The sequence below is a fragment of the Streptomyces sp. NPDC054783 genome (assembly GCF_053611725.1).
The window spans coordinates 17,840-31,764 of sequence record NZ_JBSHAY010000046.1; the positions used below are offsets into that span (position 1 = coordinate 17,840).

7 protein-coding genes are annotated in these 13,925 nt (G+C 66.9%); 5 read left to right on the forward strand and 2 right to left on the reverse strand.

Annotated elements, in window-relative coordinates; translation table 11 throughout:
* Positions 1–171: 171 nt before the first annotated feature.
* Complete coding sequence (locus tag ACWGJ5_RS41885) at positions 172–1,245, reverse strand: hypothetical protein (RefSeq protein WP_453314857.1); 1,074 nt, start codon at positions 1,243–1,245, stop codon at positions 172–174.
* A 388-nt stretch (positions 1,246–1,633) separates the two neighbouring features.
* Between ACWGJ5_RS41885 and ACWGJ5_RS41890 the strand changes: the two genes are divergently transcribed.
* The gene (locus ACWGJ5_RS41890; RefSeq protein ID WP_453314858.1) at positions 1,634–1,762 is read left to right on the forward strand and encodes a hypothetical protein; all 129 of its coding nucleotides are present in this window, start codon (positions 1,634–1,636) and stop codon (positions 1,760–1,762) included.
* A 252-nt stretch (positions 1,763–2,014) separates the two neighbouring features.
* On the opposite strand, the gene ACWGJ5_RS41895 is transcribed toward ACWGJ5_RS41890, so the two are convergent.
* Complete coding sequence (locus ACWGJ5_RS41895; RefSeq protein WP_453314859.1) at positions 2,015–3,457, reverse strand: restriction endonuclease; 1,443 nt, start codon at positions 3,455–3,457, stop codon at positions 2,015–2,017.
* Positions 3,458–4,422: 965 nt separating this feature from the next.
* Here ACWGJ5_RS41895 and ACWGJ5_RS41900 point away from each other — a divergent pair.
* Genes ACWGJ5_RS41900 through ACWGJ5_RS41915 form a run of 4 tightly spaced genes read left to right on the forward strand, consistent with a single transcriptional unit; the run spans position 4,423 to position 13,877 of the window.
* Positions 4,423–5,391 carry a hypothetical protein gene (locus ACWGJ5_RS41900; RefSeq protein WP_453314860.1) on the forward strand — a complete coding sequence of 323 codons (969 nt, stop codon included), beginning with the start codon at positions 4,423–4,425 and terminating at the stop codon, positions 5,389–5,391.
* Positions 5,388–7,481: a vWA-MoxR associated conflict system protein gene (locus ACWGJ5_RS41905; RefSeq protein ID WP_453314861.1), complete on the forward strand. Its 2,094-nt coding sequence runs from the start codon at positions 5,388–5,390 to the stop codon at positions 7,479–7,481. Before ACWGJ5_RS41900 ends, ACWGJ5_RS41905 begins: the two co-directional genes overlap by 4 nt.
* On the forward strand, positions 7,478–8,488 hold the full coding sequence (locus ACWGJ5_RS41910; RefSeq protein ID WP_453314862.1) for an AAA family ATPase: 1,011 nt from the start codon (positions 7,478–7,480) through the stop codon (positions 8,486–8,488). The genes ACWGJ5_RS41905 and ACWGJ5_RS41910 overlap by 4 nt, the downstream gene beginning before the upstream one ends.
* Positions 8,481–13,877, forward strand: a complete 5,397-nt coding sequence (locus ACWGJ5_RS41915; RefSeq protein ID WP_453314863.1) for an SAV_2336 N-terminal domain-related protein — start codon at positions 8,481–8,483, stop codon at positions 13,875–13,877. The genes ACWGJ5_RS41910 and ACWGJ5_RS41915 overlap by 8 nt, the downstream gene beginning before the upstream one ends.
* The last annotated feature ends 48 nt before the right edge of the window (positions 13,878–13,925 follow it).

Sequence of the window (13,925 nt, forward strand, 5' to 3'; positions counted from 1 at the left end):
CACAGACGAGGAGACGGCCGGGGCGCTGCAGACCACGATCGGAATCCGGTCCTCGCCTTTCTCGGACTCGCCGCAGCCATCTGCTGCTACCAACGATACGTCCGCCTCACCAAGTAGGACACGGTCTTAGCTGGCGCCGGTCTGGGGGGCCGAACGCGGTTCGGCACCGCTCTACTCGGCACCAGAGACCATGCGGAAGCGGTCGAAGCGCTTCGGCGCACTGAACATGGGTCGTCCCCAGTAGCCGCCGGTGTCTCGGCGCTTCAGTACGTCCTCCACAACCTCTCCGGCATCGCGGTCGAAGCCGGCGGGGGCGAGAGAGACGCGGTGGCACAGCAGGTCCGACTCGCCCTGCGAATATCCCTCCCACTTGCCGGAGTCGTAGCGCTTCTCGGGCCTGATGACGTCGAGGAGCTGGTAGGCGTCGAGGGCCTGATGTGTCTCGTAGGCCTTCCGCCCCAACCCATAAAGGCCCTGTCTCACGTCGCCGGTGACGTAGGTGATGGTGAGCGGGTCGCCCTCCTCGGCGCCGACCTCGACGCCGGTGTACTTGAGGCGGTCGAACCACATGAGCAGGGCGGCGATCTCGCTGTTGGTGAGCACGTGCACCCAGCCGCGGGTGAAGAACTCGACCGGGAGCTCGATGTACGGCTCGGTGTCGTCGGCGGCGGTGTACGGGATGGCCGAGCTGACGGTGCTGGTCCCGTTCTCACAGAGCAGCTGCAAACCGGTGCTGAAGCGGCCAGGTCCGGAGTTGGCCCGGACGAGCGCCATCGACTCCAACGTCTTCAGGGCCTGCGTGATCTGGCGTCGGCGGTTGACGTCCTCGGACGCCAACTGGATACCGGGACCGGCGTATTGGCTGATGGAGGCCGACAAGCTCATCCAAGACAGGGGGTGCTTCGCCGTCGACTCCACGGGATAGGGGGCATCCCACTGCTTACCCGGCCCCACGGCGCACTGCGCGGCGTACAGCATCGTCAGCATGAGCCGAAGCTGGAGTCCCTTGGGGGTGACCATGCGGGCCGCGAACGGCTGCTCCTCCGTCGGGAGCGGCTTCCGCTCGTCCTCCAAGATCCTTATCTCGTCAAGCCGGTAGAAGGCTTGACGGACTCGAACGGAGTCGGGCCTCTGTCCGTGCTCCCAGACCTGGCGCATGACCTGGTTGACGCCCCCGAGCATGCGGGTGCGAAGGGTCTGGAGGTGTGCAAGGCGCGTGTCGACCTTGCCGTCCTTCGGGCGCATCTTGATCTACCTCTTGAAAACTACGGATTGATTCTCATGCTGCCGTCATCCATCGATTACTCAGTCATCTTCGATTTCTCTAGTTGGCGTTCATGCGAATCAATGCGTAGTTGAGAGTACCGGACGACCCCTCAGACGGGCTACATCATTTGATGAGTGGGGCGCTGAACGGGGCCTCACGGGCGGCTTGGAGGGCTTCTCCGGCCGCGTCCAATCGGGGGCTCCGGAGCATCGACGCCGGCAAGCACTTGGTGCTCCGGGCCTCCCAATCGCGAAAGAGGCGGTACCTCTCTCAATGGAACGTACAACAGAAAAGCGCATCGAGCCCAGCCCGCGAGCTGAGCTCCCGGAGGGAGTCAGTGCGAACTCCAGCCGGCTCCTGGGGTGGGTGACCTTCGGCTTCACGGCGGTCTGCGCCCTGGGAGGCACGGCGATCGCCCTGACGGTCTCCGCGCCGGTCGGACTGGCGTTGCTTGCCGTGGCGGCGCCCGCCATCACGATCCAGATCCGCCGGTGAATCTCGGATGGCCGCAATCCTCGGATTGCGGCCATCCGAGCCGTTCCCCTACCCGCGCAGGCGCAGAGCGCGCCTGGTTCGCCACTACGGCCCGGGCCGCCGCCGAATCCGGCGATGCCCAGCTTGACGCGCATGGGTTCTGAGCCAGGAGACCACGGTGCCGCTCAACTACAGCGTCCCAAAAGCGGCGGCGGGCCACCCGTAGGACCGACCCACCGCTGATGAGACGGTGCCGCTGCGCGCCCCGCTCAGCTACCAGTCGGCCACGGCCAGCAGGACCACGGCGTCAGATGTACGCGCGTACTCCCACGAGTACAGGTGGTACGCCTCCTTGGGCTCATCGAGCTGGTGGTGCGACCGCAGTGCACAGACGAGCAGCTCGCTTTCTTCTACCCTTCCCGGCCACTCCTCCGGGACCGGCATACCGTCCTGGCTGCGGTTTGGGTTTTTCACCACCAGGCCGGTGACCCACTCAGGAGGCGCACCGCCGGGTTCCGCCTCGTCCCAGAACACGTCGCTGTGCGAGACGAGGTAACCGACGACCTCCAGCGGAACCCTCTGGACAAGGCGATGCCGATTGATGGCCGGGCTGGTCAGCGGACGGAAGTAGCTGAACTCAGCGGCATCGAACTGCTCGAACAGGTGCCGGATCGGCTGAAGGTCCAAGGGGATTCCGGGCAGCTGGAACGACAGATGGCAGTGGTAGACCGACCGGAAGCGGTGGCTGGCGATGTTGGCAGTAAGGGTGTAGAAGCCTCCGCCCTGGCAGGTGTCGAAGTAGACGATCTGTTCGGTGTGGTGCGCGTTGTCCAGGCTCTCTTCGCGCTTCTTCCAGGTACGCAGCGCCTCAACGAACTCGCGGGCGCCGGCGCCGTGCCAGTTCGCGCTGGACTGCTGGATGTTCCATCGCGGCTCTCCGCTGTTCCACCCCATCGAGTCCAGCCCGCACAGCAACTCCACAATGCCGTCTTCATTGAACACGCTGACCTGCGCGTCGAGGGAGACGCCGTTGCCGCTGCCGAACGCCCAGTCCACGTCGGGCAGCTCCTGTACGAAGACGAACTCCCCGAAGCCGCCCCCGGACGTGACGTATGACAGCGGCTGCAGGTCCGCGCCGAGCAACCGCGCCTCCGCACCTGGCAGGTCCGTGACCGGACGGCGCCGACGCCGGGGCTTCGGAGCAGCGGCGAGGTGCACACGACCGTGAGTGATCAGTTCCTCCCGCTTCACCTGCAGGAGGTTGACCAGCGACCTTGGCGTGCGCAAGACCTGCGTCAGCTCCTCTTCGCCGAACAGCAGGATCGGCCCCCGGTCCCGACGCACTCGCAGATCCTCCACCGCCGATTCGGTGAAGCCGTTCACGCTGATGATGACGCCGAAGACAGCAGATGAGGCGGCCCGATCCAGCCGTGACCGGACAGAATCGAAAACGTCGGCGTCGACTGGCCCGTTGTGCCACTTAGCCTCAATCAAGTACCAGTTGTCCCCGTAGCGGGCCACCAGGTCCGTCTGCCGCGGCTTCGCGATCGACGCGTTACGGTCAACCCGGAAGTGCGCCCGCCGGAACAACTCCTCCAACAGCACCTCCAGCTGATAGCCCCGCCTGTGCGCGGACGACAGCGATCCGAGCCGATTGAATTCCGCAAGCAGCAACGACCCTCCCGCCCTGCCGCTTTTCCCCTCACCTGCCGCCATCGGCTCCCTCCCTCTCCCAGTCCTCAACGACGGACTCTCTCAGCTCCACTGCCGAGTCAGGGAGAATTCTCGATCGGACGGCACGTGACCAGCATGACCTTCTCCGCCAGCACCGAGACATCCCAGCCGTGGTAGCCAGCGGGAATAAGTCAGCGTCCGCTGCTGCCACGCCAGACCGCTCAGTTCCTCCGATGGCTACGGCATCGCGGCGCCTCGCTCGCCACATGCGGACAGCACGACGTCGACGCCTGCCTCGCGGAAGGCACCGTGATGCGGTTGAGAAGGGCCGCGGCTTCGTCCTGTGGGCCGCCGACCGCAACCACACCCCTCGCCCACCTTGGCGCAGGCCGGGCCGGACTGCTGCGGAGGGCATCGCCCGCGCCGTCATCGACTTCACCGTCCGGTTCCTCACCGAAGACCACGAGGACGTCGCCGACATCCTGAAGCAACTGGAGGCCGTCGGCGTGGGCAGGCCCTCAATCCCCCCTCCTGGCGGTGCGGACGGGCCTTCACGCTGCCCGGCTGCTCCCCGGTGCGGGCCAGCTGCCGCAGCTCGGTGCGCGCCGCCAGCACCGAGCGGGCGGTGTTCCAGTACGTGGCTTTGGCGGCACTCGGCATGCCCGCCCCCGTAGCCGGGCTCATGGTCGGCCCAGCCTGGAACCAACCGGCTGGAAGGCCCGCGGCGCCGGGCAGGGCTACGACACCGGCCTCGCGGGCCTGGCCACCGACTACGGCATCAACGTCGAAGCCTGACGCCACCGGTCTTGTACTGGAGTTGGAACAGTGCTGGGATACGGGCGACGGTGCAACGCTCCCGAGCTCCACGACGGTCACGTACTCCCCGGCGTTCGCGGCCGACCGCGTCAACCCGCTACCAGCGTCGTGTTCCTCGATGCTTCAAGTACCGTCCTCGGCTCGCACAAGGCAGGATGGTCTTCGCACAGTAAGGCCGGGGGAGGCTCGTGGTGGGGACGGCGAATCCGCAGCTCGTGTTCGTTCACGGGATCGGCGGACTCCGCAGCGCGGAGGCGGAACGGCAGCAATGGCTACGAGCGTTGGCCACCGGTGTGCGGGCCGCCGGACGGGCGGAGTTGGTCTCGGCGCTCACCCAAGGCTGGCTGGCGGAGGCCCGTTTCGCCGACTACAGCGATCTGTTCAACCCCCGAGGGGCCCAGGGAGGCGCGCTGGGCGGTGAGTTGGACCCGTCCGACGAACAGGTGCTCTCAGGCTTGTTGCAGGCGATGGTGGACGAGCTCGCCGAGCAGCATCCACCGGATGCCGGTACGCGCGACGGCAGGGTCATCGAACAGGCCCGGCACCATGTCGATGCGCTCTCATCCGGCAGCAGAGCGCAGGGTGTGGGCGGGTTCGCGCGGCGACTGGTCGGGGTGACCACAACGCTGCTCCAGCTGCCCGGCCTTCGCCAAGGTGCGCATTGGGCAACTGGTCAGGCGTTCGCGTTGCATCTCTCCCAAGTCGCACGCTACTTGAACCGAAGCGGTGACAAGGCCTCGCTGGGTTCGGCCATCCGCTCCCGGGTGCTGGAGGGACTGGATCCCACTCGTCCCCTTGTCGTGGTCTCACATTCCCTGGGCACCGTTGTAGCCTATGAAGCCCTGCACGAGTACGAGGGCTCGGTGGCCCTGTGGGTGACGCTTGGTTCACCTCTCGCGCTGGGCGGCGTGGTCCTGCAGCGTCTGGTGCCGCGGCCGCCGTCCTGCCCGGAAGGGGTGGGGGCGTGGCACAACTTCTGGGACCGAAACGACGTCGTGGTCGGGCGTCCACGGCTGGCGGACTGGATCGCGCCGAGCAGCAGAGGGGTGAAGGCGCAGACCGCGCCCGTGAAGTCCGGTGGGGTGTGGACCCATACAGCTACCAAGTACCTGGAACATGCGGAGGTGGCCGGGCCGATCCTTAAGGCTCTTGTGCCGTGACAGGCCTCGTCAGATCAGCGGCACTCCGCCATGTGCTGGTGGTCGGCGCCCAGTGCAGCGGCGCGGAGGAACTTCCGGGCCTGGAAGACGCGGCGCGCCGTCTCCACAAGGTGCTCGTGAACCCGGATCTCGGTGCCTGTCGGGACCGGGGTGAGGGCGAAACAGGGTCGTTGCTCGTGGGCACCGCCCTGGGCAAAGAGGTTGTCGGAAAGGCGATCACTACTGCAGTCGGAAAGGCGAACGAGGACCGCGGCCCGCTCATCCTGGCGTTGCTGGGCCATGGGACAGGTGGCTGCGGTGGCCCGCTGTACTTCGTCACCTCGGGCAGCACGCAGGACGGAGCGATCCACCAACTGGATGTGGCGTCCACGATCGGTGCGGTGGCGAACGAGACAGGAGTCGATGGTGTGATAGCCATCGTCGACACTTGCCACGCGGCCGCCGCGCTGGTGAATCCGCAGTCCGCGACAGCCGGGCTCCAGCAGGGCAGTCTGCATCTTACGGTTCTCTTCGCCGCTTCCGCTCATCTGCCGGCATGGGACATGAATCTGAGTGTCCAGCTTGCCGAGCTGCTGGAGAACGGGGTGGCGCATGCCGGGGAGCTCTTGGCCGTCGACGCCCAGTTGATCAAGGAGCTGCGCGGCCGTATCCGCACCCAGGAGCCCGGCGGCTTCGTATTCGACGGCGCTCCTGTGTCCGGTGAATCACTGTGGCTGGCCCACAACGCCCAGGCCACCGTGAGACGCGCCGCCGGCTCTCTCGGATCCGTGGCGTGCGAGAGGCTGCGCAAGCTGCTGCGTCCGCTGGAAGGCACGGAAGGCATCCATAGCAGAGAACAGCTCACGGACTGGCTCGGCGGGCCGGGACAGGAACATCTCGGCCACCCCGCCGTCCAACGCGTCCTGGAGTTCGAGCGTGACCTAGGCATCTGCACATGCGCCGTCGCCGTCCTCCAGGAGACCTTCGGCGATGCTCTGACGGACGACTTGCTCCGCAAGGCGGCGGCACGCGCCGGATTCCCACTGGAGGTGGTGGTCCGGGTGCCCTGCCTTTCCCTGCGTGACCTGGTGGAGCACGCGGTTCTCAACCAAACGGCCGTCACCGCCGAAGGACAGCAGCGGACGCTGGTGCATTTCGTCGCCGCCCTAGCTCACCTGATCAGTCCACCAAGTGTTCTTCCGCAGCAACTGGCCGTCTGGGCGGCCAAATCGGGAGCCACCATCGCTCTGAACAGTCGGCTGAAGGAACTGAGCGGGGCGACACCCCGCCTGGTCCTGGTGGCCGCCGACGACGGCGGTGAGGACGTCGTCCGTGTGGAGGCATCGCTTCTCTTCGGCTCAGCCGTGGTGCACACCGCGCAATTCCCGTGCGCGCCGGGGCCGGATGGCCTGGTGTCGGCGCTGGATGATGCCCGGGAGTGGGCACTGTCCTGGCTGGGGGCTGCGGGCGAGCGGCTGGTGCAGGTCGATGTGTCGGTCCCGACCTTTCTGCTGCTGGAATCCCCACCAGAGGAGTGGCGAGTGGTCCGCAAGAGACGGATGCTGGGCGTCGACTACGACGTCACGACACGCTGGTCGGGTCTGCTGACACCCCCATCCGGTTTCAGCCTCGACGAAATGCTGCACGCCGGGAGCCAGTTGCTGTCCTCCTTGCAGACCAAGGCTCAGGCCGGCCCGTCATGGCTCGACTCCGATGACCTCAGCAGCGTTGAGAGGCTGCAGGAGTTACTCGACCGTCGTCGTATGGGCAGCTGCGTATGGGGAGTGAGCACCCTGCCGGAGAAGGACTTCGACCTCATGCTGGAGGAACTCCTCGTCCACACCCCGGCCTTGATCTGGCCCCGGCGTGAGAGTGTCCCCGACGTGCAGGCGCTTCAGGATGCGGTCGCAGAGCACTGGGAGTCTCTGCCGGAGAAACTTGTCCGCGCCTTCCTGGAGCGGTCGGAGAACAGCCTGAGCGAGGGTGTTTCCGGTCATCTGGCTGATATCCGTACGACATGGCACGACGCGCACTGGCAGGACTTCTGTCAGCGACGCGCCGGGCGGGCGGTCGTCGCCCCACAAGACGTGACGCCGAAGGAGCAAGCATGAACTGGACGCCGTACTACACCGGTACGGGGAGCGTCCCCGAGCAGCCTCAGCCGCTGCCTCCCCCGCCTCCGTGGCGCGCTCCGACGGGCAAGGCCGGCGCAGCAGACGCAGTGCCGTCACCTTCCCCTGCGAGCACCTACCAGGCGGACCCCGGACTGGTCGACGCGGTCAACGCCGCACTCCATCTGCGTCGGCCCCTGCTGCTGACCGGGCCGGCCGGCTCGGGTAAGTCCTCCGTCATCGAGCAGATCGCCGCCGAACTCGGGCTCGGGAGTGTGCTGCGTTGGCACATCACTTCCCGCAGCACCCTCGCCGACGCGCTCTACCGCTACGACGCCCTGGGCCGCATCCACGCCTACAACCTCCGCGCCATCGACCGTCCCGCCGCCTCCAGGAACGGGCGGGCTGCGCGCCGCGCCACCCGTGCAGCGCGTGACGACATCGGGGACTTCGTCCAACTCGGCCCTCTCGGCACTGCCTTGCTGTCCGGCCGCCTCCCCCGCGCCCTCCTGATCGACGAGATCGACAAAAGCGATCTCGACCTGCCGAGCGACCTCCTCGACGTCCTGGAACGCGGCCGTTTCGAGATTCCCGAACTTGCCCGACACTCAAAGAGGCACGTCACCGTCCGCACCGCCGATCCGGGTACCCGGCACGACATCGACAACGGTCTGGTGGAGTGCGAGGAGTTTCCGGTCATCGTCCTTACCAGCAACGGTGAACGCGACTTCCCCGCCCCGTTTCTGCGGCGCTGTGTGCGGTTCAACATGCCCGCCCTCACAGTCCCGACCCTTACCAGCATCGTCGAGGCCCACCTGGAGAAGGTCGAGCAGGACACCACCCATACCCTGGTGAACGCTTTCGTGGACAGGCTGAACCGCGGCGAGAACCTCGCCGTCGACCAGTTGCTGAGCGCCGTCCATCTCCTGCGCGGCAACCGCATCCAGGACGACCAGCAGCGGACGCGGCTGCAGGAGCTGCTGCTCCAAGGACTCGGGCGTGGCTGAAAACGATGCCGCGCGGCTGCTGGCCGCCCTGGCCCATGTCGACCTGGGCAACCTCAGCGGCAGCGCGGAGAGCGACATCCGGGAAGCCCTCGATGCTCTTCTTCTCGCTGCCGCCAGATCCGGCGCCGGTCGGGCCGGTGACCTCCCCACGGATCCGCCTCCGACCGACGAAGGACCGGCTGAGTCGTCCCTTCTGCCCGAACCGGCAGCAGACGACTCCTGCGACGATCCGTCGGTCCCTGAACCCGGTCCGCAGGCAAGCGCTCCCGGGACCGCCTCGGTCTGGCTGAAGGACGACGGCAGCAGCCATTCGATCCCCAGCCGCCCCCTGAGCTTCGGCCGCGTCCCTGCCCTGCCAAATGCTCTCGACATCGGCCGCGCTCTGCGCCCTCTGCGCCGTTTTCGGCCGTCGCGGGTTCACCGCCGTCTCGACCTGGGCGCCACCGTCGATCACTACACCCGCACCGGTGTACTCGTCCCCCAGCTCGCGCCTGCCGCAGAGCCCTGGCTGGAAGTCGTCGTGGTCGTGGACCGCGGCACCTCCATGGCCGTCTGGGACGAGACTTCACTCGCGCTGACCAAGATGCTGCGCACCCTATCCGCCTTCCGCAGCGTCCACGTATGGCATCTTGAGCACCCGCCGGAGGCCCCGCCCGTACTCCACAACCACCACGGCCGGCTCCTTCCCATGGACCCGTCCGACCCCCGGCATATCCAGCCGGCCCACCGGCTCCTGCTCGTCCTTTCCGACTGCGCGGCTCCCGCCTGGCGCCGAAGCGCCCTGTGGCAGACGCTCCACACCTGGGGCCGCACCGCCCCCGTGGCCTTGATCAACCCGCTTCCCGAACGCCTCTGGCAACGCTCCGGCCTCGACCTGCCCCGGACCACCGCAACCGCCTCCGTCCCGGCATCCCCCGGACGGCTCCTCGCCTACCGCCGTCCCCGCCTCTTCCGCGACGACGCCCCAGGGACACAGCCCTGGCAGGCATTGCCTGTACTGCAGATGGATGCCCACCAGATCCTCACCTGGGCACGCGCGATGATGCGCACCGACCCGAGCGGCTGCGAGGCGGTCCTCGTCCCGGCTTCAGGGCGAGTACCCTCCAGGAACCGCAGTCCGCGACCGAGTGCTGCCTCGCCCGCTGCGCCGGCGACCGACACGCAGGTCACAGCCGCGGCAGAGGCCTTCACGGACAACCTGCGCTCGCCCGCTGTGCGACTGGCGATTGCCGCCTCGTCACTCGACGTGTTCCCCCTCCCCGTTCTCGACGTGATCCGTGAGCGCATCGTCCCCGACGCCACCCTGGCCGACACCGCGGAGTTCCTCACCGCCGGACTGCTCACGGCTGCACGGCACGAGAACGCAGACATCGTGTACCGGTTCCACCCGGCCGCGGCGGAACATCTGCGCGGGTTCCTGAGCCGCGACCAGCTGTGGGACACCCACTTCGCACTCACCGAGCATCTCGCAGCCCACCCTCAGGCCCCACACGGAATCATCGCCGCACTGCACTCGCCCACCAGCCAGGAAATGCTGCCCACCGGACTCCGGCCTGTCGCCCAAGCGGCTGCGGCAACGGCCCGCCTCCTCGGGCTCGAGTCCACCGAGCCTCGCTCCGGCCGCGACGAGCAGGCCGGCCTCGCGGTCGCGTCCTCCGATGACGAGAACAACGACACCCAGCAGACATCTGCTCCAGCTATCCCAGGCGATCCCCCAGAGCCGGAACCGGACAGGGAGGCCGCCCCGGACGGCCCCCAAACCGACGGGGCGGTCATGGTGCATGCCCACCAGCGCGACATGCTTGATCGTCTGCGCGCTGAGCGCGAGATCCACGGCCGGCACCGCAACCTCCTCGTCGCTCCCCCCGGCACCGGCAAGACTTTCATGGCCGCCTTCGACTACCAGCAACTGCGCGAGCAGCACCAGCGGGACCTGCGCCTACTCTTTATCGCGGGCACCATAGAAGCACTGCACCAGGCGCACCGGACCTACCAAGGCGTACTCATGACGCCAGAGTTCGGGGAGCGCCTGTACAGCGGGGAGATCCCGGGACGTTGGAATCACGTCTTCACCACTTGGCACTCCCTCGAACGGGTCCCGGACGAGCTGCCACCCGATCACTTCGATGTGATCGTCATCGACGAGTTGTACGGGGCAGGATCGCCGGCCTTCGCCAACGTCCTGGAGCGCTTCGCGCCTATGGAGTTGCTCGGCCTCTCGTCGGCTCCCGAGCGGACGGACGGCTCGAGCATCCACGATGCATTCTTCGACGGTCGTATCGCTGCAGAGATGCGGCTTCGGGACGCGCTGGCCAGTGATCTCCTATGCCCCATCCACTACTTCGGCATTGCAGACGGCACCGACCTTCAACTACTGGGCTGGAAGCAGGGAAGATACGACGCGGCTTCACTGAAAGCCGTGCTGACCGGCAACCACGCACGAGCGCAGCTGGTCGTCAACGCTATCCGGGACAGGATCCCTGATGCGAAGGCCATGCGCGCCGTGGGCTTCTGCGTGTCCGTGGCACACGCCGAATTCATGGCTCAGTTCTTCCGCTCCGCCGGCTTCCACGCCAGGGCTCTCACGTCGCAGACTCCCGCATCAGAGCGTGAGCGAGCACTTTCCTCCCTCAGGAACGGCGACTTGCAGGTCATCTTCAGCGTCGAAATGCTCAGCCACGGCTTCAGCATCCCTGAGGTGGACACACTGCTCCTCCTACGCCCAACGTCGAGCGGCGCGCGGTTCCTGCAGCAGCTGGGTGTCGGCCTTGCTCGCTCCCCGGGCAAGCGGGTACTCACCGTGCTCGACTTCATCGGGCACCACCGAAAGGAGTACCGCCTCGACAACCAGTTCCGGGCCATGACGAATCTGACGCACAGCCAGCTGCTCGACCATATCGAGCGCGACTTCCCCCGACTCCCCAGCGGCTTGGCGATCACCCTCGACGAGGTGGCCAAGTCTCTCGTCATCGACAGCCTCAGGGAGCAGATGCGGGGCAGCACCACCGACGCGGCAGACGGCAGCCTCCCGGTGAGTGAAGGACAACAGCCCTTCGGGGAGCGGTCGGCGGCGCCGGTTGTGGATCTGCCGACGGACACCGAACCGGCTTCCGGCCCCCCGGCCACGGACCGATTGCGGACTTTCGATCAGTCCCAGCGCGTCGTCATGGTGAGAGGGGGGCACGGTGCGGACACGAACACCGAAGCCGGCATCATGCTGACCCCCCGTCTCGTGCTGACTTGCGCCCACATGCCGGATGAAGCGCTGCTGCGGATCGTACGCACGGACGGTAAGGAGATCGCTTGCCGAACCGTGTGGAAAGGGCCGGGGGCCCTGGACGCCGCCCTGGTGGTCACGGGCGAGAATATCCTCGACAGCTGGGATTGGGAGCGGCTCCTGCCGTCCCGGTTGAATTGGGGGCGCGTCCCCGAAGGGTTCATGTCACCCGTGCGCGTCACCGGCCTCGGGCAGTTGGGCGGACGGACTGAGCTGCGTGGGCAAGCTCGGCCTACCAACGTGGGGCTCGCCATCGAAGGCACAGAGCCCTTCAGAAAGGGCGCGTTGGCGGGATCGTCGGGTGCACTGGTGTCCTGCGACGGCTTCTTCGTAGGTATGGTCACCCGGCGGCACCGACAGCTTCCCCAGCTCATAGCGGTGTCCGCTGCGTTACTCCTCCAAGACCGGGGCTTCCGCCGGACACTGGCCACACACATGACGACGCCGTACGAGCTGGAAGACATAGGAATCGAGCCGGCCGCCGATTCCTGGAAGTGGCCATCTGCCGTATGCCTTGCCGTCGAAGCGCATACCGTCAGCGGCCGATGGGGCACAGACACTCCCCACCGGGAACTGGAGTTGGTGCATGACATCAGGGATTCCCTGACTGAGATCATGCGCCGTGCCGGTATCGACGGTGTAGTCGCCGAGGAGGCAACAGATGCGAGAGCAGATCTGCTGGTGATACTGAACGGCCCGACGGCCGTGCAGGACATGGGTCGAGTGCTGGCCGAACTGCAGACAGTTGCCGTCAGGCATCAAGTGATGCTCGGCGTCGGGGCCTCCATTGGTGAGGTGGCGGACACCCGCCTGGGCCTTGTCGGCGGAGCTGTGTCGGAGGCCGCCCTGCTTGCGAGCAACACGTTCGTCAGGGAGAAGTCACGCCGGGCGGCAAGCTTCGCCGACTCACCCGTGCACTTCGCCGTGTCCAACACCCTGCGCATCCTGATCGCGGAGATACTCGACCCGGCCTGGGCGGGCCGGTTCGTGCCGCTCGGAGCACGTGTCCGACCGGATTCCCAAGCCGGCTGGCTGTACGAGGGTTCAATCGAACTGCTGGGTGAAGCGCTCGCCGCTGCTTCGACACAGAAGAGTACTCCCGTAACGGCCAGTTACTACCGGAGCCAGCTGGATACGAAGAACAAGGCCCGCGCCGACGCGGAGAAAAGGGCCGACGAATTCCGAAGAAGGGAAGTCGACCAGCGAGCAATGGCTACAAGAGAGCGGGCGGACGCTGGCAGGACGGACAACGCCAACGCCCAGTCGACCAGACTGCGCACCGCACAGCACTACGAGAACCAAGCGGACGAGGCCGGTCGCGATGCGCAGCTTTGGCACGCGAGGGCGACCCAGTACGGCAAGGAGGTGGCGGACCTGGCGGCGAAGCTCACCAAGGCGGAGCAGGCCGAGCGTCGCGCTGTGGCTGATCAGACCGGGATCGAAAATCGTCTGTCGACGGCCGCGGGGCACGTACGCACCGAGCTAAGGGCGCTTCAGACCTCAAAACCGGAGAAACTGCGAGTGCTGCTGCTGAACGCCGCCGCTGACCGCGACCTGCGAGTCGCACGGGAGCAGGGGATCCTTGCGGCCGTGCAGAGTGCCGCGCACCGCAACCTGATCGAGCTCGAGGCTCACACGGCTGCAACCACAGACGTGTTCCTGGCTGCACTGAGCCAGTTCCGCCCGCACGTCGTGCACTTCACCGGCCACAGCACACAGGACCTGATCGCCTCCGAGCAGGACGAGGACGGCTTCCACGACCAAGCCATCCTCAGCGCCGATGCCTTCGCACGGGCCATCGCGGCCGTCGACGACAAGCCGCTGATCGTGCTGCTCAACGCCTCCTACTCCACAGCCCAGATCACCCGCCTCGTCGACACTGTCCCGTTCGTCATCGGCATGTCTGACTCGATCGGTGACGTCGCCGCCATCACCTACGCCGACCGGTTCTACGCCGCCATCGCCGATGGCCAGTCCGTCCAGGCCGCTCACCTCCTCAGCCGGGCCGCCGTCGAAATGAACGGCCTGCCCGACCACGACCTGCCAGTCCTGAGCTGCGCAGCAAACGTCGACTCCCGCGCTACGAAGCTGGTGACGCCTCCTCCGGTGTAATGCCTCCGTCTCGGCGAAGCCCTCCTGGTCGTTGCGCGCGAAGCGATC

Bases quoted from the DNA above. Each gene is read 5' to 3' on its own strand.
- ACWGJ5_RS41885 (WP_453314857.1), bottom strand. From the start codon at position 1,245: ATGCGCCCGAAGGACGGCAAGGTCGACACGCGCCTTGCACACCTCCAG.
- ACWGJ5_RS41895 (WP_453314859.1), bottom strand. From the start codon at position 3,457: ATGGCGGCAGGTGAGGGGAAAAGCGGCAGGGCGGGAGGGTCGTTGCTG.
- ACWGJ5_RS41910 (WP_453314862.1), top strand. From the start codon at position 7,478: ATGAACTGGACGCCGTACTACACCGGTACGGGGAGCGTCCCCGAGCAG.